This window comes from Nocardioides dongkuii, from assembly GCF_014127485.1.
Lineage (GTDB): Bacteria > Actinomycetota > Actinomycetes > Propionibacteriales > Nocardioidaceae > Nocardioides > Nocardioides dongkuii.
Genome location: NZ_CP059903.1, coordinates 3,720,910 through 3,744,017, shown reverse-complemented (window position 1 = coordinate 3,744,017; position 23,108 = coordinate 3,720,910). Strand labels below are relative to the sequence as shown.

Here is a 23,108-nt window from a genome sequence, read left to right as displayed (position 1 = left end):
GATCCGGCATGTTCATGGACGAGGCGATCCGCCTGCGCCCAGCGAGCGGCCTCTGGGAGGCTCTGCTCTCGTGACACGAATCGAAGGCCTCGACGGTGTTCGCGCGTTTGCCGTGACGTCCGTGATCCTGTCGCACATCGGCATCCCGGTGTTCCGAGGCGGTGGCTACGGAGTGCTCGTCTTCTTCGTGCTCTCCGGCTACCTCATGACGACGCTGCTGTTGCGCGAACGCGACCGGACCAGCACCATCCGTCTCGGAGCGTTCTACGGCCGTCGAGCGGTCAGGCTGCTGCCAGCGTTGGCCGTGGTCATGGCCGCGACCCTGGCCTTCGTGACGATCGTGTCCCCCGGTACGGACGAAGCGCGAGGCACCTATCAGGCGGTACTTCCGGCGTTGTTCTACTTCTCCAACTGGCACTGGTTCTTCCAGGGCACCGAGTTCGAGGTCCTGGCCTACTTCGGGCACTTCTGGTCGCTGTCGGTTGAGGAGCAGTTCTATCTGGTGTGGCCGGTGACGTTGTTGGTTCTCCTGCGTCGGGCCTCGGAACTCGCTCTCGCATGGGCTCTCGTGGGCGTGGCTGTCTGCAGCTTGGGGATCCGACTCGTGACCATCCGCGGTGCTGACGACGCGCACCTGTTGTTCGGGACACACGCCGTGATGGATCAGCTCGCGATCGGCGCACTTCTCGCCCTGTTGCTGCGTCTGGTGCCGTCCCGGACCTCGGCGGCCTGTCGGGTTGGCGCGTGGCCATCGGTCGCTGTCGTCGTGATCGCGATGCTCGTTGCGGATCCCGAGGCGGACGGCGTCCGAGGCGTGTTGAGCAACACGATCGGCACCTCAATCGTTGCGGTGGCGACCGCGCTGGTGCTCGGTCACGTCATCACGGCACAGGGTGGGTTGCTTGCGAGAACCCTCGCCTTGCGGCCGGTTGCTTGGGTGGGTGGGGTGTCCTATGCCATGTACCTGTGGCACATCCTCGTCATCGCGGTTGCGCTTCGCTTCAGCGAGAACCTCGCGATGGCGACGGTGCTGACATTTGGAGGCACCTTCGTCGCGGCGTGGCTCTCCCACCGGCTCATCGAGACGCCAGCATCGGAGCGATTCAAGTCGCGGTTCGAGGTCTCGGGACCTGTGGGGTCTGCCACGCGTTGAGGCTCTGACCGCGGTTCGCGGGGGCGCCCCTATTGACGCGCGCTATCGGCCGACGGTTATCCGGCGATGTGCCGGCTGCCCCGGTCGGCCTCGAACCGCTCCCAGGCACCCCAGGCCTCGGGGTGGATGTCGTGCCGGCGGCACCATTCCTCGAACGGCGTGCCGAGGGGCTCGTCACTGTGCTCGAAAAGCTGCCCCAGGAAGAGCTCGAAACCGGCCATGTCCAAATGATGCCCCGCTGGGTATCTCTGTAACCAGAACTTTCACCAATCTTTAACTTGCCGTGGATTCGTCGCGAGCCGAACGTGATATCCGCGCGGCGAGGCGAAGTCACCAGGTCGGTGGCGGGGCGGGCAGGCCGAAGTCGGCCGCCCGCCTCTCGCGGAACTGCCGGTCCTGCTCGTTCTCCCGACCCCGCATCTCGAGCAGGCGTTTCGCCAGGGCCTGCTGGTTGCGCTTGGCGAGCTCGCGCTCGCGCTTGGCTTGGTCCTTGTCCCGCTTCTTCGGCTTCTTGGGCTCCGCGGCGCGGTTCACGTCCTCGTCGAGCTTGTCGGCGAGGCGCCGGTCGACCTTGGCGGCGACCTTCCGGTCCCGCTCCTGCTGGCGTACGTCCCGGCCCGCCCCGTCCTCGAGCTGCGGGTCTTCCTCGCGGCAGGCGACCAGCGCCGTACGGCCCAGGGACCAAGCCGCCTCGGCGTCCGAGCGGCCGGCCCGCTTGAGGGCGGCGTCCCCCACGGCCTCGTGCGCCAGCGCCAGGTTGTTGCGTACGACGCACTCCCACTCCTGCGGCGCGTGGGCCAGCGCGTCCTCGTACGACCCGATCGCGCCCGGCCAGTCCTTCTCGCGGTGCTCGGCCGCGCCCTCGTTGAACGGCGCGACCCACCGTTCGAACGGCGCGACGGCCTGGTTGGCGCGGAAGTCGTCGCGCGCCTCGGCGTACCGCTTGTCCTCGAAGCCGGAGAGGCCCGACGACTGCTGGACCAGGAGCACGCCGACCCGCCCCGAGACGGCGAGCATCAGCACCGCGGGCAGCAGCCCGATCAGGTAGAGACGGTTCCGCACGCGGGTGCGGTCCCGGGCGCTCATCGCGACCTCCGGGCGTTCAGCAGGCGCCGCCAGAAGTGCCGCAGGTCGAGGAGCGCGAGCGGGAGCAGGGCCAGCGCGAACATCCAGTAGAGCTGCAGGGCGTTGGGCACCTCGACGCCGTCCTGGGTGGACTCGCGGAACTGGTCGGTCCAGGTCGCGGCGAGGTCCTCGAGCCCGCCGGGCCGGGTCCGGTGGAGGTACGGCGCGTCCAGCTGGTCGGCGACTCGGCGCAGGTTGCGCTGGTCGATCCGGGAGACCGCGTCCCGGCCCCGGGCGGCGTCCGTGACCCAGCCCGCGGCCGGCCGGTCCTCCTCCGCGGGCATCCGCGCGCCCTTCTTCGAGCCGTAGCCCAGCACAGCTCCGCCGTCCACCGCGAGGAGCGTGAGCGGCTTGTACGTCTGCTGCCGGCCCCCGCCGGTGTTCTCCCCGTCGCTCATCAGGACCACCAGGCGCACCCGCTGGGGGTCGCGCTGCCGCATCTGCCGGAGCAGCCCGGTCAGCAGGTTGAGCGGCCGGTCGAGACGGGACCCGACCCCGCTCAGCGGCTCCTCGCGGCTGACCAGCTCGACGGTGTCGGCGATGACCCGCTCGTCCTTGGTGGAGGGCAGGTCGATGGCGGCCCGCCGGCCGAAGGTGACCAGCGTGAAGCGACCCGTGGGGAGGGCCTCGACGAGCTCGGCGATGTCGGCCCGGGCGCCCTCGAGCCGGGACCTGTCCCGACGCCAGTCCAGCGCCGACATCGACGTGGTCCGGTCCAGGACGACGACGATCTCCATCTCGGCGGTCCGGGTCGGCACCGGCTCTCGCCCGACGCCCGGGCCCCAGGCGATCCCCGCCAGCAGGACCACCATCAGCGCGCGCCGCAGCCACGCCAGGCGCTCGCTGCGCCGGGACCACACGAGGCCGAACACCACGACGGCCAGCAGGATCAGCCCACCGGCCACGACCACGGTGGGATCGACGGGCCAGCTCATCGGCGCCTCCCGACGACGGCGCCGCCGAGCAGCAGCACCAGGCCGGCGGTCGCGACCCCCAGCGGAGCAGTGGGATCGTCCTCGTCGATGCCGGCCGGTCGGGGACGGAGGCGCTCCACCTCGTTGCGCTGGATCGCGCGCACCAGGTCGCCGACGGCCACCTCGTCCTCGACCACCGACGACCGCCCGCCAGTGTCGGCGGCGGCGGCGGCGAGCTGCGCCAGGGCGGTGCGGTCCATCCCCGGCGTGCCGATCCCGTAGACCACGACCCGGTCCCGGACCGCCTCGCGCGCCGCCTCGGGGAGGGTGAAGATCCCGGCGCCGACCGGGTCGTTGGCCGTGGCGAGCACGACCGCCCGGCCCCGCCCCTTGCTGACCTTGTCGAACCGCTGCAGGCACGACATCAGCCCGTCGCCGGCCTGGTTGGTCTGCCCGGTCCCGGTGTCCACGCCGGCGAAGTAGCTCGCGTCCTGGTTGGCGAACGCCCTCGCCGCGTCCCGCAGCTCGCCGGCGACGTACCCGTAGTCGTCGGTCAGCGGCAGCACCGTCACCCCCGCGCCGCTGAAGATGGTCAGGCCCAGCCGCTCGCCGTTCAGCTCCGCCAGCAGCGTCTGGAAGCTGTCGAGGACCTGGCGGTTCCACGGGCCCATCGAGGGGGAGACGTCGAGGCACAGCATGATGTCGCGGCCGTTGCGATCGGGGTCCGCCAGCACCTGGCGCACCGGGCGGGCGCCCATCCAGATCGTCCCGACGACCAGCAGCAGCGCCCCGGTCGCGGCCACCCCCGCGACGAGCAGCTCCCGCCGGGCCAGCTTCCGGAAGCGGGGCAGGCTGCGCAGCCTGTCGGTGTGCGCGACCAGCAGTCCGGCCGGGACCCGCCGCGGCCGCCGCGTCCACCACAGCAGGAGGAGCACCACGGCGACGGCGAGCCCCACCGCCAGCCGCGGCCAGGTCAGGTCGTTCATGGCTGCCACTCCGTGATCGCGGCGCGGGCGTCGGCCAGGGCCCGGTCCAGCCGCTGCGCGGGCGCGCCCTCGGTGCCGGGGGCGAACTCGGGCGGGTAGACCAGCGCCACGAGGTCCACGACGGTGCTGGGCGCGCCGGCCCGCAGCTGCTCCAGCGTCATCGTGCGTACGTCGACCGGCCCGGCCTCGGCGGCGAAGGACCGGACGATCCGGCTGATCGCCTGGTGCGCCTCGCGCAGGCCGAGCGACCCCGCCGCGACCTCCCGCTCCACGGCGTCCAGCTGCTCCAGGTGCTCCCGCCGGTGCTGGCGGGGCTCCGGGGGACGGCGCACGCGCGGGGGCCGGGCCCACCAGGTCACCCCGAGGTAGTAGGCGAGCACCAGCACCGGCAGCAGCACCGCGAGCCAGGTCAGCCACGGGGCGTAGGCGACTGGGCCGGTGAACTCAGCGGCGCCGACCATGGCGGTGCCTCTCCAGCAGCCGGAAGATCGCCGGCACCGCGGACTCGTGGTCGACGACCCGCTCGTGGGGCACGCCCATCCGGTCCAGCCGGGTACGCCGGTCCCGCGCCTCCGCGGTGAGCAGCGCGGCGTACTCCGCCCGGAGCTTCGCGTCGCCGCGGGCCCAGTCCGGCAGCGGCGCCCCGGTGTCCACGTCGCTGAGCGCGTCGACGGTCTCGCGCGTCGGGTCCAGGTCGCCGATGGTCACCAGCAGCAGCTCGTGCTGGGCCTGCGCCCGGCGCAGGGCGGCGACCAGCCGGTCGTCGACCACGGGCTCGTCGCAGACGACGACCATGATCGTGCGGCGGCGTACGACGCGGGCGACGTGGTCCAGCAGGCGGGTGAGGTCGGACGGCGGGCCGGCGGGGTCGATCGCGTCGTGCACGGCGGCCAGCCCGTGCTCGAGCCGGATCTCCCGGCCGGACGCCGGGCGGGCGTGCGCGGACTCGGCGTCCCCCCAGGCCACGCTGACCAGGTCGCCGTTGCGGACCGCCAGCCAGCCGAGGACGCCGGTCACGAACACGGCGAGGTCGCGCTTGGGCACCTTGCGGTCGTTGACCGCGGCCATGCTGCGCCCGGTGGAGACGACCAGGAGCAGGACGTGCTTGCGGGTGGCGACGTACCGCTTGATCAGCATCTGGTTGCTGCGGGCCGAGGCCTTCCAGTCCAGGTCGCGGACGTCGTCGCCGCGCACGTACTCGCGCAGGTCGTTGAGGTCCATGGACCGGCCCACCTGCGCGGAGGCGTACTCGCCCTGCAGCAGCCCGCGGACCTTGCGGTGGGCGTGGATCGCCATCCGCGCCTTGATCCGGGGGAGGTGGGTGGTCATCAGGGGGAGGGGACGGCGTCGAACACGGCGTCGATGATCTCCTCGGGGCGCACCCTGTCGGCCAGCGCCTCGAAGCTCAGGTGCAGCCGGTGCCGGAGCACGCCGTACCGCAGCCGCCGGACGTCCTCGGGGATCACGTGGTTGCGGCCGGCCTGGACGGCGAGGGCGCGCGCCACCTGGAAGAACGCGATGCTGCCGCGCGGGCTGGCGCCGAGCTCGACGTACCGGCCCTGGTCGGGACCGAGGACCTCGCCGACGTGGCGGGTCGCGTGCACCAGGCGGACGATGTAGTCGCGGATCGCGGCGTCGACGTACACCCGCTCGGTCAGCCGCTGCAGCCGGACGACGTCCTCGGTGGTGAGCACCGGGTGGACGTCCTTGGCGTGCGGGCCGAGCGTGCCGGCGGCGACCCGGTCGAGCACGGCGATCTCGTCGGTGAGCGAGGGGTAGTCCACGACCTCCTTGAGCAGGAACCGGTCCATCTGGGCCTCGGGGAGGACGTAGGTGCCCTCCTCCTCAACCGGGTTCTGGGTGGCGAGCACCATGAACGGCTCGGGCAGGGGGTGCACGACGCCGGCGATGGAGGTCTGCCTCTCCTGCATCGCCTCGAGCATCGCGGACTGGGTCTTCGCGCTCGCGCGGTTGACCTCGTCGAGGAGCACGATGTTGGCGTGCACCGGCCCGAGCTGGGTGTCGAACTCGTGGGTGCGCGGGTCATAGAGCTGGGTGCCGATGATGTCGCTGGGCAGCAGGTCCGGGGTGCACTGGATGCGTGCGAAGTCGGCACTGACCGAGTGGGCCAGGGTGGAGGCGGCCAGCGTCTTGGCCAGGCCCGGCACGCTCTCGAGCAGCAGGTGCCCCTCGGCGAGCAGCGTGGTGATCAACGCGGTGCGGACCTGCTCCTGGCCGGCGATCCGGGAGGAGAACGTCGCCTCGACCGCGGACAGCAGCCGTCGTGCCTCGGCCAGCTCGGCGGCCTCGATCGTGCTCATGGTGCTCCTCGTGCGGCGGGCATGGGCGCTCAGTGTGTCGGACGGGGCCGGCGCGGACAGCGAAACGGGGTCGCCGGGTGTCGTGATCAGTAGGCTGCGGCGCATGAAGGTCCTGGTCACCGGCGGCGCCGGCTACATCGGCTCGATCACCTGCAAGGCGCTGGAGGCGGCCGGGCACACGCCCGTCGTGCTCGACTCGCTGCTCGAGGGGCCGCGGGTCTTCGTCCGCGACCGGATCTTCTACGAGGGCGACATCGCCGACCGGGCGCTGCTGCGGCGGATCGTCGAGGAGCACCCCGACCTGGACGCCACCATCCACATGGCGGCGCGGATCGTCGTACCGGAGTCGGTGGAGAATCCGTACGAGTACTACCGCGACAACGTCGCGAAGAGCCTCGAGCTCTTCGACGAGCTGAGCGCGCTGGGCAAGAACCGGGTGATCTTCTCCAGCTCCGCGTCGCTCTACGCGACCAAGGACACCTTCAAGGTGACCGAGGAGGACGCGCTCGCGCCCGGTTCGCCGTACGCCCGCACGAAGCTGATGATGGAGCAGGTCCTCCAGGACGTCTCGGCCGCCACCGAGCTGCGCGCGATCATCCTGCGCTACTTCAACCCGATCGGGTCCGACCCCGACCTCGAGTCCGGCATCTACGCCAAGGAGCCCTCGCACGTCCTGGGCCAGCTGGTGATGGCCGCGCGCGGCCAGAAGGACTCCTTCACGATCACCGGCACCGACCTGCCCACCCGCGACGGCACCGGCATCCGCGACTACATCCACGTCTGGGACATCGCCCGGGCGCACGTGCGCGCGGTCGAGGAGTTCGACGCGGTGCTCGCGAAGGTGCAGGCGCCGAGCGTGATCATCAACCTCGGCACCGGCGACGGCGTCACCGTGCGCGAGCTGGTGGGGGCTTTCCAGGAGGTGTTCGGCCGCGAGGTGCCGATCTCCGAGGCGCCGCCGCGTCCCGGCGACGCCGTCGGCGCCTACGCGAACGCCGACCGCGCCGCCGAGCTGCTCGGCTGGCGCACCGAGCTGTCTCTGCAGGAGGCGATCGCCTCCGCGCTCGCCTGGGGCGAGAAGCGCCGGGAGATCCTCGGCTACGAGTAGTCGCGACCTCCCGATTTGTCCTCCAGTGACCGAAGCGTCGCACGTCGCAAGGAATCGGCCCTTCGGCGTTGGACGGCGAGGCCGGAATCGGTCGTCAAGTGCAGTGCCACCGGCCACACCGACTGACCGATTGCTACATGCCGAGGACACGCGACCTGTGCCGATCGTTTCGACCGGCTCCTGGCCGCCCCATCGCCTCGTTCCGGGCTAGTGGAGCGAGTTCGAGCGAGGACTCTTCCGAAAGGCGAGTCCGATGACAGAGTCGGACCCTCTGCCTGTCTATCTCGGAAGGTCAACCGTGCGACTTAAGTTTGCGATTTCGCTCAGCCTCGCCGTCATTGCACTGTTCGTCTGGAACCCCGGCGTCGCATCGTCCGCGCGGGCTCTCATCACGGGCGCGGACATCAAGGACGGCTCAGTAACTTCGGCGGACATCAAGGACAAGTCGTTGAAGACCACGGACCTCAGCCGGGCGACCGTGAAGGGGCTGAAAGGCGCCACCGGATCGCGCGGTGCTCAGGGGCCCCAGGGTGCTGTCGGCCCACAGGGTGAACAGGGTCCGCAGGGAGCAGTTCACGCTTGGGGGACGGTCCGGGACGGTCAGTTGGTGGACCAATCGGGTGGACTCACGCTCGAGCCAGACCCGCATGGGCTCGGTGTTCCCTGCATCAGGGTCCCTGGCCGCCATGCCGCTACATCGGCGATGGTCGTGACGATGCGGTTCGGCGGATCCTTGAGTCATGAGCAGTGGCAGGGCGAGTACTTGGCTGTTGGACGTTGTGGGGACATGTTCGCGGTGATGGGCTCGGCCGCTGCCCGCCAGTCCTTCAACTTCGTGGTGCCCTGATCAATCCTGGTCCACGATCTGCGTGGGGGTTCTGGGGAATTTGGCACTTGGCACGTGCCTGACGACGTTCTTCGTGCCTGGATTTTCGGACCGACTGATGATTCAACGTGATCGCGGTCGGTCAGGACGACGCGAACCGTGTGGCTGGCTGTCTGACAATAGGAGCGTTCTTAATGTGAAGGAAACGTCTTAGGCATAGCGTCCCCTCGGGGGCTCGGGATCCCTCCCGTTCCGACGAGTGAGGATGCAGATGACGTTGCAGGAGACGAGCGACCAGCACACCTGGTGGCGCCGGGCCGCGGCCCGGACCGTACCGATCGTGCTGGTGGCCGGCGGACTCGCCGGCCTGACCACGACCCCGGCGTACGCCGCGGACCCGATCGACGGCGCACAGACCGTCGGTGACGCGGTGTTCCCGAACGTCGGGAACGGCGGGTACGACGCGCTGCACTACGACGTCGACATCGCCTGGAACGCCACCGGCGTCGTCGGCTCCACGATGACCGGCAACTTCGGGTCCGCCTCGACCACCATGGTCGCCGCGACGACCGGCGCGCCGCTGCGCTCGTTCTCCCTCGACTTCGAGGGTCTGGAGATCGACTCGGTCACGGTCGACGGCCAGCCCGCGACCTTCGAGCGCGTCCAGGACGCCGCCGCGATCAAGTTCAAGCTCGTGATCACCCCGGCCACGCCGGTCGAGGGCGAGTTCACCACCGTCGTGAAGTACCACGGCACCCCGAGCGTCCACGTCGACCCCGACAACTCGTGGGAGGGCTGGGTGCCGACGAGCGACGGCGCCACCTTCATGGGCCAGCCGGTGGGCTCGATGGCCGGCTACCCCAACAACAACACGCCGGGCGACAAGGCGACGTACACCTTCTCCCTCGACGTCCCCACGACGCTGACCAGCGCGACCGGTACCGGCCCCGCGGCCGCGGTGAGCAACGGCGAGCTGGAGTCGAGGACCCAGAGCGCCAACGGCCGGCGGACCACGTGGGAGTGGGTCCAGGAGAAGCAGATGGCCAGTGAGCTGGCGCTGATCTCCGTCGGCAAGTACGACGTGATGGAGTCGCAGGTGACCCTGGCCAGCGGCCGGGTCATCCCCGAGTGGTCGTTCATGGACGCCTCGCTGTCGGACGCCAACAAGGCCACGATCCGCAACCGCCGCTCCCAGATCGGCCCGATCATCAACCGCCTGGAGTCGATCTTCGGCCCCTACCCGGGCAACAGCACCGGCGTGGTCATCGACACCGTGCCGTCGGGCATCAACTACGCGCTCGAGACCCAGGACCGCTCGTTCTTCCCCAGCACGAACTCGGTCGCGGGCAACACACTGATCCACGAGCTCGCCCACCAGTGGTACGGCGACAACGTCTCGCCCGGGCTGTGGACCGACATCTGGATCAACGAGGGCATGGCGTCGTGGTCCCCGACCTGGCACAACAGCGTGCTCGCGTCGGCGACCCCCAACCCGACCGCCGTCGAGACGACGTACTTCAACAACTGGAACAACACCGCCGCGACCAGCGCCAACTGGCAGACGCCGCCCGGCGCGCAGACGGACCCGGCGAACATCTACGGCTACCAGACCTACACGCGCGGCGCGCAGTTCTGGGAGGCGCTGCGCACGGTGCTGCGTGACGAGGACTTCTTCAGGGTCGTCAAGGAGTGGCAGTTCCGGTACGCCGGACAGAGCCCCCGCGGCGACGCGCTGAAGGACCTGGCCGAGGAGATCTCCGGCCACGACCTCGACGCGTTCTGGCAGGACTGGATCTACGACGCCGACAAGCCCGCCTGGCCGGCCAAGTACGACGTGTCCCTGACCTCGACTCCCGCCCAGGGCGCCGTGACCGGCGGCACCGCGATGACCTACACGCTCAGCGCCGCCAACACCGGCCGGGTCGCCCTGACCGACGGTGTCGTCACCGTCGACATCACCCCGCTGACCGACGACGCCACGATCGGCACCCTGCCGGCCGGCGTCACCCGCAGCGGCAACACGCTGACCTGGGTCGTGCCCACGACGGCCACCGGCACGACGGCCACCGTCGAGATCCCGGTGACGGTCACCGGCACCGCGGTCCGCGAGACGGTCTTCGCCACCGCGGAGGCTGCCTCCCTCGGCGGCGCCTGCGCCGTCTGCTCGGCGCTCGAGACGGCGCCCCGGCCGGTCATCACCGGCACCCCCGCCGTCGGCTCGACGCTCACCGCGACGACCACCGGCTGGCCCACGGGCACCACCTTCGCCGATTACCAGTGGTTCGTCGGCGGCGTGGCCGTCGCCGGCGCCACCACGACGACGTACACCCCGACCGCGGCCGACGCCGGCAAGACCGTGACCTTCGCCGTCACCGGCACGGCTCCGGGCTTCGCCGCCACCCGCCGGATCAGCAACGCCACCGCGGTCCCGGCGCCCACGCCGACCCTGAGCGCGACGCCGCAGGTCGGCGTCCCGGTCTCGGTCGTCACCGGCGGCTGGGAGGCGGGCACGACCCTCACCTACCAGTGGTCGGTCGGCGGCGTGCCCGTCGCCGGCGCCACCGGGTCGTCGTACCGGCCCGTCGCCGCCGACGCCGGGCGCCCGCTCACGGTCGCGGTCACCGGCACCCGGGCCGGCTCCGCGCCGGTCACCCGCACCAGCGCGCCGGTCACCGTCGCGCCGGGTGCCCTGACGGCCACGCCGACGCCGGTGCTCAGCGGGACGCCGACCGTCGGCAGCCCGGTCACCGTCAACGTCGGCACCTGGGACGCGGGCACCACGCTCCGCTACCGGTGGACCGTGGGCGGCAGGGTGCTCGAGGGCGTCACGGGGACGACGTACACCCCGAGCGCCGCCGACCTCGGCCGCACGCTGGTGTTCACCGTCATCGGGAGCAGGACCGGCTACGCCACGGTGGAGCGCTCCAGCGCGCCGGTGGAGGTCGCGGCCGGCACGCTCGACCTGACGCCCGTGCCGACCATCGAGGGCGCCGCGAAGTACCGCTCGACGCTCACCGCCGTGCCCGGCACCTGGGACGACGGCGTCACGCCGAGCTTCCAGTGGCTGCGCGACGGCAAGCCGATCGCCGGCGCCACGGGCTCGTCGTACCGCCTCGGCGTCGACGACGTCCGCGCGCGGATCAGCGTCGAGGTCACCGGCAGCAAGGCCGGCTACGCCTCGGTGACGCGGACCAGCGCCGCCACCGCGCCGGTGTCCGCGCTGACCCTCGGGTCCGGCGCGATCGGCATCTCCGGCAAGACGAAGGTCGGCAAGGTGCTGAAGGCGAGCGCCACCGGCTTCGGCTCGGGCGTCACGGCGTCGTACACCTGGTACGCCGGCGACAAGAAGATCGGCACCGGGAAGAGGATCACGCTCACCCGGGCCGCGCTCGGCAAGCGGGTCTCGGTCCGCGTCGTGCTCCGCAAGACGGGCTACGCCACGAAGACCGTGACGAGCGCGAAGACCGCGAAGGTCACGAAGAAGTAGCAGCACCCCGGACGCCCCCGAGCTCGGTACTTCCGAGCCCGGGGGCGTCTTGTGCGTGAGGGGGTCTCGATTCGCGGCGACCACCGGTGGTCGAGCAGGGAAGGCGCTCTGCGCCTGAGCGGTGTCGAGACCTGGTAACCCGTCGTGCGGCGGTGACCACCCTTGTCTGCACGCTGCGGGGGTCTCGACATCGTCGGCGCTGGGGCGCCTCCTGCGACCACCGGTGGTCGAGCAGGGAAGGCGCTCTGCGCCTGAGCGGTGTCGAGACCTGGTAACCCGTCGTGCGGCGGTGACCACCCTTGTCTGCACGCTGCGGGGGTCTCGACATCGTCGGCGCTGGGGCGCCTCCTGCTCGACCTCCGGTGGCGCTGGTTCCTCGCGGGCTACTCGACCAACGAAGCTCGCGTTGGTCCGGTGGTCGAGCAGGGAAGGCGCTCTGCGCCTGATCGGTGTCGAGACCGGGCAACCCGTCGTAGGGCGGTGACCACCCTTGTCTGCACGCTGCGGGGGTCTCGACATCGTCGGCGCTGGGGCGCCTCCTGCTCGACCACCGGGGGCGGGGGTCTCGACATCGTCGGCGCTGGGGCGCCTCCTGCTCGACCTCCGGGGGCGGGGGTCTCGACGTCGTCGGCGCTGGGGCGCCTCCTGCTCGACCTCCGGGTCGGGTCAGCGCAGGACGAAGTCGACGAGCTCGGTGACCCGGCGCAGGATCTCCTCGTCGGGGAGGTGCTGCTGGTCGCCGGGGATGGTCAGCCGCTGCATGGTGACCGCGCCGTACAGCGAGAGGACGAGCGCCGGGGCCGGCAGGTCGGCGGGGGCCTCGCCGCGCTCCACCGCGCGGGCGACGACCGCCAGGACGGCGGCGGCGTGCTGCTCGGCGATCCGCCGGCTGAACGTGCCGAGCGCGGACGGCGAGGCGGCGGCGTCCACCGCGAGCCGCAGCGTCGCCCAGCCGGCGGGGTCGAGGTAGTGGCGGAACAGGTTGGCCGAGATCGCGATCAGGTCGCCGCGGAGGCTGCCGGTGTCGACGTCCTCGATCCCGCCGGTGCGGGCGTCGACGGCGTCGATGAGCAGCGAGTCCTTGTCCTGCCAGCGCAGGTAGACCGTCGACTTCCCGACGCCCGCGCGCCGCGCGACGCCGTCCATCGTGAAGCCGGCCCAGCCGCGCTCGCCGTACTCCTCCAGGGCGGCGTCGAGGATCCGCTGCTCGGCGCCCGGGGTGCGCGGCCGGCCGCGGCCACGGCGTACCTGCGGCTCCGGAGCGGCGGCACTGGACACCCGCGCATTCAACCACCGTCGTACCCTCGCGGCGTGAGCTGGTTCGAGCGCAACACCCACCGCTGGGACGAGTGGTCGCTGGCCGACCTGCTCGCCGCGAAGGGGGACCAGCGGGTCAGCCTGGTGGTGCCCGCGCGCAACGAGGCTGCCACCGTCGGCGACGTGGTCACCCGGGTGCGCGAGGCGCTGGTCGAGACCGTCGCGATCCTCGACGAGATCGTGGTCGTCGACTCCGACTCGACCGACGACACGTACGCCGTCGCGACCGACGCCGGCGCGGTCGTGCACCGCGCCGCCGAGATCCGCCCCGACCTCGGCACCCGGCAGGGCAAGGGGGAGGCGATGTGGAAGTCGCTGTTCGTCACCCGTGGCGACCTGATCGTGTTCATGGACGCCGACCTGCTCGACTGGGACACCCACTTCGTGCCCGGCCTGCTGGGGCCGCTGCTCACCCGGCCCGAGGTGTCGCTGGTGAAGGGGTTCTACGAGCGGCCGGGGGCCGACGGCCCGTTCGAGGGCGGCCGGGTCACCGAGCTGGTCGCGCGGCCGCTGCTGGCGCTGCTCTTCCCGCCGCTCACGGGGCTGGTGCAGCCGCTGGCGGGGGAGTGGGCGGTACGCCGGTCGCTGTTCGCGTCGCTCTCCGTGCCCAGCGGGTACGCCGTGGAGCTCGCCGCGCTCGTCGACACCTGGCGCACCGAGGGGCTGGACGCGATCGCGCAGGTCGACCTCGGCCGGCGCGCGCACCGGCACCAGGCACTGCGCGACCTCGGCGCGATGGCGACCCAGATCCTCACCGCCGGCTGGGCGCGGTCCTCGCACAGCCACCACGCGGACGAGATCGCGCTGACCCAGTTCGGGCCCGGCGTGGCGCCGCACGTGCACGCCGTACCCGTCGTCGAGCGGCCGCCCGCCGCGCCGCTGCTGGTGGCCCGATGACGCTGCGGCTGGGGCGGCACGAGTTCGCCGACGACGCGACGCTGATGATGGCGATCGTCAACCGCACCCCCGACTCCTTCTACGACCGCGGCGCGACCTGGGCGGAGGACAAGGCGTTCGAGCGGGTCGCGCGGGTCGTCGAGCAGGGCGCGGAGATCGTCGACATCGGCGGCATCAAGGCCGCGCCCGGCGCCGAGATCGGCCCCGAGGAGGAGATGTCGCGGGTGGTGGACTTCGTCGCGCGGGTCCGCGCGGCGTACCCCTCCCTCGTCATCTCCGTCGACACTTGGCGCGCGTCGGTCGGCCGGGCGGTGTGTGAGGCCGGCGCCGACGTCCTCAACGACGCGTGGGGCGGGGCCGACCCCGAGCTGGTCGACGCCGCCGCCGAGCACGGCGCGGCGATCGTCTGCACGCACACCGGCGGCGCCACGCCGCGGACCCGCCCCTACCGGGTGGAGTACGACGACGTGGTGGCCGCCGCGATCGCCGACACGGTGGCGTACGCCGAGCGCGCGGTCGCCGCGGGCGTCTCCAAGGAGTCGGTGGTCATCGACCCGGCCCACGACTTCGGCAAGAACACCTTCCACTCCCTCGAGCTCACCCGGCGGCTGGGGGAGATGGTCGCGACCGGGTGGCCGGTGCTGGTGTCGCTGTCGAACAAGGACTTCGTCGGCGAGACCCTCGACCTGCCGGTCGGCGAACGGCTCACCGGCACCCTCGCCGCCACCGCGGTCTGCGCGCTCGCCGGCGCCCGGATCTACCGCGTGCACGAGGTCGTCGAGACCCGGCAGGTGGTCGACATGGTGGCCTCGATCGCCGGGCGGCGGCCACCCGCGCGGGCGATCCGGGGGCTCGCATGAATCTCGATACGGTCGCTGCGCGACCTACTCGATCACCGAGATTCGTGCTGGTCCCCGGCGTGCTCGCGCTGCTGCCGGAGTACGCCGGCTTGAGCGACCCGGTCGCCGAGCTGCGGGCGGCGTGCCTGGAGGCGGTGTCCTGGCTGGGGTCGTCGGTGACGGTGCTCGCGGACGCGCAGGGCGCCCGGGTGGCCGACCACCTGCTCGGCGCCACGTCCCGCGACGGCGACCACCCGTCGTACCTCGTCGTCGGCAACGGCTCCGCCCGCCGCTCGGAGAAGGCACCGGGGCACCTGGACGAGCGGTCCTTCGCGTTCGACGCCGGGCTGCGGGCCGCGCTCGCGTCGGGCGACGTGACCTGGTCGGACTTCGGGCTCGGGAGCGAGCTGCTCGCGTCGCTCGACGGGATCCGGGAGCTCTTCGGGCTGCTGCCCGCGGGCTGCCCGGCGGAGGTGCTCTACGACGACGACCCGTTCGGGGTGCAGTACTGGGTGATGCGGTGGGAGGTCTCGTGAAGGTCCTCCTCGGTCCGCGGAGCGGCGACCTCGCCGACCTGTACGCCGTCCCGCGCACGCCGTGGCTGCGGGCCAACATGGTGAGCTCCGTCGACGGGGCCGCCGCGGGCGCCGACGGGCGCAGCGGGTCGATCAACAACGCCGCCGACAAGCTGGTCTTCGAGACCCTGCGCGGCCTGGCGGACGCGGTCCTGGTGGGCGCGGGGACCGCGCGGACGGAGGGGTACGGGCCGGCCGCCGTGCCGGTCGTGGTGGTCAGCCGGCGCGGCGAGGTGCCCGCGACCCTGCAGGGCGCTGAGCCGGGACGGGTGCTGCTCGCGACCTGCGCGTCGTCCCCGGGACTCGCGGCGGCCCGCGACCTGCTGGGCGCGGACCAGGTGCTGGTGTGCGGCGACGAGCAGGTCGATCTCGCCCAGCTGCGGACCCGGCTCGTGGACCGCGGGCTGGTCAGCCTGCTCGCCGAGGGCGGCCCCAGCCTGCTCCGCGACCTGCTCGCCGCGGGGGTGGTCGACGAGCTCTGCGCGACGGTCGTCCCGCGGCTGCTGGCCGGTGCCGGCCCCCGGATGACGGTCGGCGCGCCGCTCGACGTACCCCTGTCGCTGGAGCTGCTGCTCGAGCACGACGGGACCCTGCTGGCACGCTGGTTCACCCGCTCGTAGGGCCGAACGCCCCTTCCTGGAGGCGCCCGGGCGACGTACCGTCGGCCAGATGGGAACGCCGGAGCTCCTGCTCACCGCCCTCGCGGAGGACCCGGCGGGGCTGCTGCCGGCCCGCCAGCAGATGGCGCTGTCCCTCGGCTGGCACATCGTGCTCGCGTGCTTCGGCGTCGCGTTCCCGGCGATCATCTTCGCGATGCACTGGCGCGGGATCTACCGCGACGACGCCGACGCGCTCGTCCTCGCGCAGCGCTGGGCCAAGGTCTCGGCGGTGCTGTTCGCGATCGGCGCGGTCTCCGGCACGGTGCTCAGCTTCGAGATGGGCCTGCTCTGGCCCGGCCTGATGGGCACGTACGGCGACGTGCTCGGGCTGCCGTTCGCCTTCGAGGGGCTGGCGTTCTTCCTCGAGGCGATCTTCCTCGGCATCTACCTGTACGGCTGGGGCCGGATGCCACCGCGCCGGCACCTCCTCATGATCGTGCCGATGGCGTTCATGGGCATCTTCGGCGCGTTCTGCGTGATCGCGGTGAACGCCTGGATGAACGTGCCGGTCGGCTTCGACGTCGTCGACGGCCGGGTGACCAACATCGACCCGTGGGCGGTGCTGCTCAACCCCGGCGCGTTCTTCCAGTTCCTGCACATGTGGATCGCGGCGTACATGGTCGTCGGGTTCCTGATCGCCTCGGTCTACGCGGTCGGGATGCTCAAGGGCCGCCGCGACCGGCGCCACCGGCTCGGGTTCACCCTGCCGTTCGTCTTCGCCAGCCTCGCGACGATCGTGCAGCCGGTCGTCGGCCACCTGCTCGGCGGCCGGCTGGCCGAGACGCAGCCGGCGAAGCTGGCCGCCTTCGAGCTCGCGACCGAGACCGAGAGCCCCTCCCCGCTGGTGATCGGCGGGTTCCTGATCGACGGCGAGGTGCGGTGGGCGCTGGAGATCCCCTACCTCGGCTCGCTGTTCGCCCGGAACTCCTTCACGAAGGGGGTCCAGGGGCTCGACACCATCCCGGTCGAGGACCAGCCGCCGGTCAACATCACCCACTGGGCGTTCCAGTCGATGGTCGGGATCGGCACCCTGCTCGTGCTGGTGGTGGTCCTGTACTGGTTCGCGCGGTGGCGGGGCCGCGACCTGCTGGACCACCGGCTGTTCCTCCGGTTCATCTCGATCAGCGGCGTCCTGGCCGTCATCGCCATGGAGGCGGGGTGGATCGCCACCGAGGTCGGCCGCCAGCCGTGGATCGTGTACGGCGTGATGCGGACCTCCGAGGGCGCCGGCAGCAACTCGGGGCTGTGGTGGCTGCTGGGCATCACCGCGGTCGTGTACGCCGCGATGACCGCGGGCGCGGTGCTGGTGCTGCGCTCGATGGCGCGGCGCTGGCGCGCCGGGGAGGAGGACCTGCCGAGCCCGTACGGGCCGGAGGCCCAGCTCCCGCACGGGTCGGCGCGCCGATGACGCTGCCGCTCGCGGTCGCCGCCGCGCTCTTCGTCGGCGTGCTGGCCTACGGCCTCTTCGGCGGCGCCGACTTCGGCTCGGGGTTCTACGACCTCTTGGCGGGCGGCCCGGCCAAGGGGGCCGAGCTCCGTACCCTCATCGACCACAGCATCGGCCCGGTCTGGGAGGCCAACCACGTCTGGCTGATCTACGTCCTGGTGATGTGGTGGACGGCGTTCCCGGAGTCGTTCGCCGCGGCGATGTCGACGCTGATCCTGCCGTTCCTGCTCGCGCTGCTCGGCATCGTCCTGCGCGGGGCCAGCTTCGCGTTCCGCAAGTACTCCGCCACCCTGGGCCAGGCGCGGGTCTTTGGCGCCTTCTTCGCACTCTCCTCGGTGGTCACGCCGTTCTTCTTCGGCACCATCGCCGGGGCGATCGCCTCCGGGCGGGTGCCGGCGGAGGGCCGCGGCGAGCTGATCGGCTCGTGGGTGAACCCGACCTCGCTCTTCGGCGGCGTGATCGCGGTCGGCACCTGCGCGTTCCTCGGCGGGGTGTTCCTCGCCGCGGACGCGGCTCGCGGGGGCTCCGAGCGGCTGGCCGAGCAGCTCCGGGTCCGCACGCTCGCGGTGGGGCTGGTGACGGGGGCGATCGTCTTCGCGGCCCTGGTGCCGCTGGAGCGGGACGCGCCCACGCTCGCGGACGGCCTGGAGACGCAGGCGGCGCCGCTCGTGATCGCCTCCGCGCTGGCCGGCGTCGCCACCCTCGTGCTGCTCGTCCGGCGGCGGTACGCGATCGCCCGGTTCACCGCGGTGGCCGCGGTGGCCGCCGTGCTCCTCGGCTGGGGCGTCGGGCAGTACCCCTGGCTACTCGTCGACCAGGTCACCATCGAGGACGCCGCCGGCGCCGACGCCACCCTCGCGGCCCTGCTCGTCGCGGCCGGCCTCGCCGCCGTCCTCGTCGTCCCCGCCCTCGCGTACCTCTACCGGCTCACCCAGACGGAGGCCTGGTCGCACCACTGACCGGTGGTCGAGCAGGGAAGGCGCTCCGCGCCTGACCGTTGTCGAGACCCCCGCACCCAAGAGCCCACCGTCACCACCGCGGCGTACGACGGCGCTCACCGCCGCGGCGAGCGATCCCGTCCTCGCGCCAGCGCCGGCAGCTCACCGAGCCGACCCTCGATGAGCGCCAGCCGCTTCGCACGACCCCAGCGCTGGATCTGCTTCTCCAGGGCGAACGCGTCCTCGACCCGCGCCACCTCGACGCTCCACGCCAGGCGCACCGGTCGCCGCCGACGGGGACGGGTGTACGCCGCGCCGCCCTCGCCCGAGCTGTGCTCCGTCAGCCGGCGCTCGAGGTCGACGGTGCTGCCGACGTAGAACGAGCCGTCTGCGCACTCGAGGATGTAGGTCCAGGCCATGGCGGTGCCGTGCCCTCCGGGTCCTGGGGACGAAACCGCGGTGGTCACCGGCTGTGGATGAGGTCTGCTTTCGGGTGCGGGGGTCTCGACATCGGTCAGGCGCTGGGCGCCTTCCCTGCTCGACCACCGGGGGTCGGGGCGCCTTTCCTGCTCGACCACCGGACGGGCAGGCTGGTGCCATGCCCACGCCTCGCTCGTCCACCCCGGTCTGGCAGCAGGCGCTCGCGGTGGTCGGGGGCTTCGTGCTCCTGTTGTGGGTGCTGGAGGTGGTCGACACGGCGTCCGGGCACCAGCTGGATGGGTACGGCGTGCGGCCGCGGGACGACGAGGGGCTGGTGGGGATCCTCTTCGCGCCGCTCCTGCACGGCGGGTGGGGCCACCTCAGCGCGAACACCGTGCCGGTCCTCGTCCTGGGGTTCCTCGTGCTGGCGACCGGGCTCGCGCGCGGGCTGGCCGCGACCGGCGTCATCTGGGTGATCGGGGGGCTCGGCACCTGGCTCGTGGCGCCCGCGAACACCGTCCACCTGGGCGCGTCCGTGCTGGTGTTCGGGTGGCTGACGTACCTGGTCGTGCGCGGGTTCGTGAACCGCCGGGGCGGCGAGATCGTCCTCGGGATCGTGGTCCTCCTGGTGTGGGGCGGCCTGCTGTGGGGCGTGCTGCCCGGCGCGGCCGGCGTCTCCTGGCAGGGGCACCTCTTCGGCGCGGTCGGAGGCGTCGTCGCGGCCTGGTCAGCGCGCTCGCTACGCTCCCCGGCGTGAACGAGGAGCTGCTGGTCCGGCGGGAGCCGGGCGTCGTCGAGGTGACGTTCAACCGTCCGGAGCGCCGCAACGCCTTCACCCGGGCGATGTACGCCGAGCTGCGGGCGCTGTGCGAGGAGCTCGCCGGCGACACCGACGTCCGCGCCCTGGTGCTGCGGGGCGCCGGCGGCAAGGCGTTCGCGGCCGGCAACGAGATCACCGACTTCGTCGAGGCCGACGCGGTCGCCTACGAGAACTGGATCCGCGAGCTCCTCGAGGCGCTGTTCGCGCTGCCCCAGGTCACCATCGCGGCGGTCGACGGCGTCTGCGTCGGCGGCGGGCTGGCGGTCGCGTCCCACTGCGACCTGCGGATCGCGACCCCGGGCTCCCGGTTCGGCTACCCGATCGCCCGCACCCTGGGCAACGCGCTGTCGGCCTCGATCGTCTACCGCACCGCCGCCGTCTTCGGGGAGTCGCTGACCCGCGAGATGCTGCTGACCTCGCGGCTGGTCGCCGCCGACCGTGCGTACGCCGTGGGCGCGGTGCTCGCCGTCGTCGACGACCTCGACGCGGAGCTGTCCGATCTCCTCGCCGGGCTGCGCGCCGCCTCCGGCGTCACCCTGCGCACCACCAAGTCGCAGCTGCTCGACCGGGCGCGGGTGGCCGAGGCGTCGCCGCGCCACGACGAGGCGACGCTGCGCGAGGTCTACACCGGGCCGGACTTCGCCGAGGGGGTCCGCGCGTTCGTGGCCAAGGAGAAGCCGGCCTTCCGATGAGCCGCGCGCGGTGGGCCCTCACCGGGCTGGAGCGGCGCTGGGACAGCGTGCTGGAGCGGCGGCGCTCCGGACGCGTGCCGCAGCACTTCCGGATCGTGTCGTACGGCGGCCACGGCAGCGGCGACCGCGTGGTCGTGCGCGGCCGGGTGCTCGACGACGCGGAGCCGCCCGAGACGATCGCGGGCGAGAGCGCGTGGGCCGCGGTGCGCCGTACCGCCGCGGGCTTCGTGACCAACGAGCTCCGCGGCGTACCTCTCCGCGTCGAGGTCGGTGGGGCCACCGCGGACGCGGTCAGCGACGACGACGGGTACGTCCGCGTCGAGCTCCGCGGCGCGCACCTCGAAGCACCGTGGACGACCGGGACGCTCGCGCTCGCCGCGCCGTACCGCGGGATCGACGACGCGCGGGTGCCGGTGCGGATCCGGGTGAGCGACGCGCGCGCCGAGCTGGGCGTGATCTCCGACCTCGACGACACCGTGCTGCAGACCGGCGTGCAGCGCACCTGGTCGATGGTCCGGCAGACGCTGACCGGCTCGGTGCTCACGCGGACGGCGTTCGCGGGCGCGGCGGAGCTGTACGCGGCGCTGGGGCGCACCGACGGCCGCAACCCGTTCTTCTACGTCTCCTCGAGCCCGTGGAACCTGCACGACTTCCTGCACGGGTTCCTCGCGCACCGGGGCTTCCCGCCGGGGCCGGTGCTGCTGCGCGACTTCGTCGTCGGCGGGCACAAGCGGGACCGGATCGAGGAGGTGCTGCGCACCCACCCCGACCTGCGGTTCGTGCTGATCGGGGACTCCGGCGAGCACGACCCGGAGATCTACGCCGAGACCGTCCGCCGGCACCCCGGGCGGGTCATCGCGGTCTACATCCGCGAGGTGCGGCTGGACCCGGGCGACGGACGCGTGGAGGCCGTCACCGACGCGTGGGACCACGAGGTGCCGTTCGTGCTCGCCGCCGACTCGCTCGTCGTCGCCCGGCACCTGCGGGGGCTCGGGCTGCTGACCGAGGCCGACGTGGCCGCCGTCGCGGCGGCCGTCAGGGACTAGCGGGCCAGCGACCGGTGCGCGTCGACCAGTGACGGTCCGTACCAGGTCAGCAGTCGCCCGCTGACCAGCTCGACCGGCGTCCGGCTGAACGCCTCCGGACCGTCGGTGGGGGTGAACAGGTACGGCTCGTCCGGCAGCAGGACGACGTCCGCCCCCGCCGCGTCCAGCTCGGCGACGTCGAGCGCCGGGTAGCGCGCCGGGTGGTCGGCGTACACGTTGGCGAGGCCGAGGCGCCGAGCCAGATCGCCGGTGAACGTGCGGCTGCCGACGACCATCCAGGGGTCGCGCCAGATCGGGACGACCACGGTGCGGCGTACGGCGGGCAGCGGGCCGCACCACAGGTCGCGGGCCGACGCGAGCCAGTCCGGCCGCTCCCAGCCCAGGACGTCGTCGAAGAGCTCCTCGAAGGCCGCGACCGCCTCCGGCACGGTCTCGATCTCGGTGACGTGCACCCGGACGCCGGCGTCGCGGAGGCGGCGTACGTCGAGCTCGCGGTTCTCCTCCTTGTTGACCACGACGAGGTCGGGGGAGAGGGCGCGGACCGCGGCGAGGTCGGGGTTCTTCGTCCCGCGGACGCGGGTGACCTCGAGGCCGGGCGGGTGCGTGCACCAGTCGGTGGCGCCGACCACGGCAGCCGGGCGGACGCTCGCCAGCGCCTCGGTGATCGAGGGCACCAGCGAGACGACGCGCTCCACCGTCATGCCGTCACCGCAGCGACATGGACCCCGACAGCGTCGGCTCGAACGGCAGCTTCGCGTGCTCGGCGATCTTGGCGTCGACCTTGGTGGCGACGTCCTCGGGCCACGGCGAGGTCTTGCGGGTGGTCATGTCGATGTGGAGGAAGATCTCCTCCATCACGTAGGCGACCCGCTGGCGGGACTCGTCGACGAGGTACGCCAGCGCGTGGATCGCCCGCTCGGAGCGGCCCAGGAGCCGGACCCGCACCGAGACCTTGTCGCCGGTGAGCAGCTCGGAGACGTAGGTCAGGTGGTGCTCGGCGGAGAAGATCGCGAAGCCCTTGTCGACCCAGTTGGTCGGGATCCCGACCTCGGTCAGTGCCTCGTCGAGGCCCTCGCTGGCGATGCCGAGGTAGAAGCGCACGTTGAGGTGGCCGTTGATGTCCTCGAACGCGACGGGGACGGAGCGGTCGCCGTACATCGGCAGGTCGGCGAGCTGGTCGTACGTCGGCAAGGTGGTCACCGGCGCAGGTTATCGGCAGGCGCCGCGGCGCGGACCACCGGTGGTCGAGCGTCTCACTACCGGTGGTCGAGCAGCGAGCGCCAGCGAGCGTTGTCGAGACCCGTTCCCGGTGGTCGAGCAGCGAGCGCCAGCGAGCGTTGTCGAGACCCCTGCAGGGTGGAGGCGACGGTGGCCACCGCCGTACGTCGGGTTGCGGGGGTCTCGACAACGGTCAGGCGCTGCGCGCCTTCCCTGCTCGACCACCGGGGGTCGAGCAGCGAGCGCCAGCGAGCGTTGTCGAGACCTCCGCAGGGTGGAGGCCGCGGTGGTCGCCGTCGTACGTCGGGTTGCGGGGTCTC

24 protein-coding genes are annotated in these 23,108 nt (G+C 72.3%); 13 read left to right on the top strand and 11 right to left on the bottom strand.

Annotated features, from left to right (window positions below; all coding sequences use genetic code 11):
* The first annotated feature begins 70 nt into the window (after positions 1–70).
* Positions 71–1,153 (top strand): acyltransferase family protein, encoded by a 1,083-nt coding sequence (locus H4O22_RS18120; RefSeq protein WP_182524708.1) that lies wholly within the window; start codon positions 71–73, stop codon positions 1,151–1,153.
* Positions 1,154–1,209: 56 nt separating this feature from the next.
* On the opposite strand, the gene H4O22_RS18115 is transcribed toward H4O22_RS18120, so the two are convergent.
* The 7 genes from H4O22_RS18115 to H4O22_RS18085 all read right to left on the bottom strand — a co-directional run bounded on the left by H4O22_RS18115 (position 1,210) and on the right by H4O22_RS18085 (position 6,499).
* The gene (locus H4O22_RS18115) at positions 1,210–1,374 is read right to left on the bottom strand and encodes a hypothetical protein (RefSeq protein WP_182524707.1); all 165 of its coding nucleotides are present in this window, start codon (positions 1,372–1,374) and stop codon (positions 1,210–1,212) included.
* Between the two features lie 109 nt (positions 1,375–1,483).
* Positions 1,484–2,239, bottom strand: coding sequence for a hypothetical protein (locus tag H4O22_RS18110; RefSeq protein WP_182524706.1), 756 nt, complete (start codon positions 2,237–2,239; stop codon positions 1,484–1,486).
* Positions 2,236–3,213 (bottom strand): VWA domain-containing protein, encoded by a 978-nt coding sequence (locus tag H4O22_RS18105; protein ID WP_182524705.1) that lies wholly within the window; start codon positions 3,211–3,213, stop codon positions 2,236–2,238. The genes H4O22_RS18110 and H4O22_RS18105 overlap by 4 nt, the downstream gene beginning before the upstream one ends.
* Positions 3,210–4,178: a VWA domain-containing protein gene (locus H4O22_RS18100; protein WP_182524704.1), complete on the bottom strand. Its 969-nt coding sequence runs from the start codon at positions 4,176–4,178 to the stop codon at positions 3,210–3,212. The genes H4O22_RS18105 and H4O22_RS18100 overlap by 4 nt, the downstream gene beginning before the upstream one ends.
* Complete coding sequence (locus H4O22_RS18095; protein WP_182524703.1) at positions 4,175–4,639, bottom strand: hypothetical protein; 465 nt, start codon at positions 4,637–4,639, stop codon at positions 4,175–4,177. The genes H4O22_RS18100 and H4O22_RS18095 overlap by 4 nt, the downstream gene beginning before the upstream one ends.
* Positions 4,623–5,507 carry a DUF58 domain-containing protein gene (locus tag H4O22_RS18090; RefSeq protein WP_182524702.1) on the bottom strand — a complete coding sequence of 295 codons (885 nt, stop codon included), beginning with the start codon at positions 5,505–5,507 and terminating at the stop codon, positions 4,623–4,625. Before H4O22_RS18090 ends, H4O22_RS18095 begins: the two co-directional genes overlap by 17 nt.
* Positions 5,507–6,499, bottom strand: a complete 993-nt coding sequence (locus H4O22_RS18085; RefSeq protein ID WP_220451207.1) for an AAA family ATPase — start codon at positions 6,497–6,499, stop codon at positions 5,507–5,509. The genes H4O22_RS18090 and H4O22_RS18085 overlap by 1 nt, the downstream gene beginning before the upstream one ends.
* A gap of 103 nt (positions 6,500–6,602) precedes the next feature.
* Here H4O22_RS18085 and galE point away from each other — a divergent pair, with 103 nt between their 5' ends.
* The 3 genes from galE (at position 6,603) to H4O22_RS18070 (ending at position 11,920) form a co-directional block, all read left to right on the top strand.
* Entirely contained in the window at positions 6,603–7,607 is a 1,005-nt protein-coding gene (gene galE, locus H4O22_RS18080; protein ID WP_182524700.1) for a UDP-glucose 4-epimerase GalE, read from the top strand.
* A 253-nt stretch (positions 7,608–7,860) separates the two neighbouring features.
* Complete coding sequence (locus H4O22_RS18075) at positions 7,861–8,454, top strand: collagen-like protein (RefSeq protein ID WP_182527259.1); 594 nt, start codon at positions 7,861–7,863, stop codon at positions 8,452–8,454.
* Positions 8,455–8,704: 250 nt separating this feature from the next.
* Positions 8,705–11,920, top strand: a complete 3,216-nt coding sequence (locus H4O22_RS18070) for a M1 family aminopeptidase (protein ID WP_182524699.1) — start codon at positions 8,705–8,707, stop codon at positions 11,918–11,920.
* Between the two features lie 666 nt (positions 11,921–12,586).
* Here the strand turns inward: H4O22_RS18070 and H4O22_RS18065 are convergent.
* Positions 12,587–13,198 (bottom strand): TetR/AcrR family transcriptional regulator, encoded by a 612-nt coding sequence (locus tag H4O22_RS18065; protein ID WP_182524698.1) that lies wholly within the window; start codon positions 13,196–13,198, stop codon positions 12,587–12,589.
* A gap of 33 nt (positions 13,199–13,231) precedes the next feature.
* Between H4O22_RS18065 and H4O22_RS18060 the strand changes: the two genes are divergently transcribed.
* The 6 genes from H4O22_RS18060 to H4O22_RS18035 are packed head-to-tail and all read left to right on the top strand — an operon-like array spanning position 13,232 to position 18,613.
* The gene (locus H4O22_RS18060; protein WP_182524697.1) at positions 13,232–14,134 is read left to right on the top strand and encodes a glucosyl-3-phosphoglycerate synthase; all 903 of its coding nucleotides are present in this window, start codon (positions 13,232–13,234) and stop codon (positions 14,132–14,134) included.
* On the top strand, positions 14,131–14,994 hold the full coding sequence (gene folP, locus H4O22_RS18055) for a dihydropteroate synthase (protein ID WP_182524696.1): 864 nt from the start codon (positions 14,131–14,133) through the stop codon (positions 14,992–14,994). The genes H4O22_RS18060 and folP overlap by 4 nt, the downstream gene beginning before the upstream one ends.
* Positions 14,995–15,038: 44 nt before the next feature.
* Positions 15,039–15,509, top strand: a complete 471-nt coding sequence (locus tag H4O22_RS18050; RefSeq protein WP_244963020.1) for a class III extradiol ring-cleavage dioxygenase family protein — start codon at positions 15,039–15,041, stop codon at positions 15,507–15,509.
* A complete protein-coding gene (locus tag H4O22_RS18045) occupies positions 15,506–16,168 on the top strand; it encodes a dihydrofolate reductase family protein (protein ID WP_182524694.1) in 663 nt (220 codons plus the stop codon). The genes H4O22_RS18050 and H4O22_RS18045 overlap by 4 nt, the downstream gene beginning before the upstream one ends.
* A gap of 49 nt (positions 16,169–16,217) precedes the next feature.
* A complete protein-coding gene (locus H4O22_RS18040) occupies positions 16,218–17,615 on the top strand; it encodes a cytochrome ubiquinol oxidase subunit I (RefSeq protein WP_182524693.1) in 1,398 nt (465 codons plus the stop codon).
* A complete protein-coding gene (locus H4O22_RS18035; RefSeq protein ID WP_182524692.1) occupies positions 17,612–18,613 on the top strand; it encodes a cytochrome d ubiquinol oxidase subunit II in 1,002 nt (333 codons plus the stop codon). The genes H4O22_RS18040 and H4O22_RS18035 overlap by 4 nt, the downstream gene beginning before the upstream one ends.
* Positions 18,614–18,708: 95 nt before the next feature.
* Here the strand turns inward: H4O22_RS18035 and H4O22_RS18030 are convergent, their stop codons facing one another.
* A complete protein-coding gene (locus tag H4O22_RS18030) occupies positions 18,709–19,011 on the bottom strand; it encodes a GIY-YIG nuclease family protein (protein ID WP_182524691.1) in 303 nt (100 codons plus the stop codon).
* 179 nt (positions 19,012–19,190) lie between these two features.
* Here H4O22_RS18030 and H4O22_RS18025 point away from each other — a divergent pair, with 179 nt between their 5' ends.
* The 3 genes from H4O22_RS18025 to H4O22_RS18015 are packed head-to-tail and all read left to right on the top strand — an operon-like array spanning position 19,191 to position 21,570.
* Positions 19,191–19,769, top strand: a complete 579-nt coding sequence (locus tag H4O22_RS18025) for a rhomboid family intramembrane serine protease (protein ID WP_182524690.1) — start codon at positions 19,191–19,193, stop codon at positions 19,767–19,769.
* Complete coding sequence (locus H4O22_RS18020; RefSeq protein WP_182524689.1) at positions 19,766–20,524, top strand: enoyl-CoA hydratase-related protein; 759 nt, start codon at positions 19,766–19,768, stop codon at positions 20,522–20,524. Before H4O22_RS18025 ends, H4O22_RS18020 begins: the two co-directional genes overlap by 4 nt.
* Complete coding sequence (locus tag H4O22_RS18015; RefSeq protein WP_182524688.1) at positions 20,521–21,570, top strand: App1 family protein phosphatidate phosphatase; 1,050 nt, start codon at positions 20,521–20,523, stop codon at positions 21,568–21,570. The genes H4O22_RS18020 and H4O22_RS18015 overlap by 4 nt, the downstream gene beginning before the upstream one ends.
* On the opposite strand, the gene H4O22_RS18010 is transcribed toward H4O22_RS18015, so the two are convergent.
* Together H4O22_RS18010 and H4O22_RS18005 are read right to left on the bottom strand one after the other, a co-directional pair.
* The gene (locus H4O22_RS18010; RefSeq protein WP_182524687.1) at positions 21,567–22,271 is read right to left on the bottom strand and encodes a helical backbone metal receptor; all 705 of its coding nucleotides are present in this window, start codon (positions 22,269–22,271) and stop codon (positions 21,567–21,569) included. The two genes, H4O22_RS18015 and H4O22_RS18010, sit on opposite strands and share 4 nt — an antisense overlap.
* 4 nt (positions 22,272–22,275) lie before the next feature.
* The gene (locus H4O22_RS18005; protein WP_182524686.1) at positions 22,276–22,770 is read right to left on the bottom strand and encodes a thioesterase family protein; all 495 of its coding nucleotides are present in this window, start codon (positions 22,768–22,770) and stop codon (positions 22,276–22,278) included.
* Positions 22,771–23,108 lie beyond the last annotated feature (338 nt).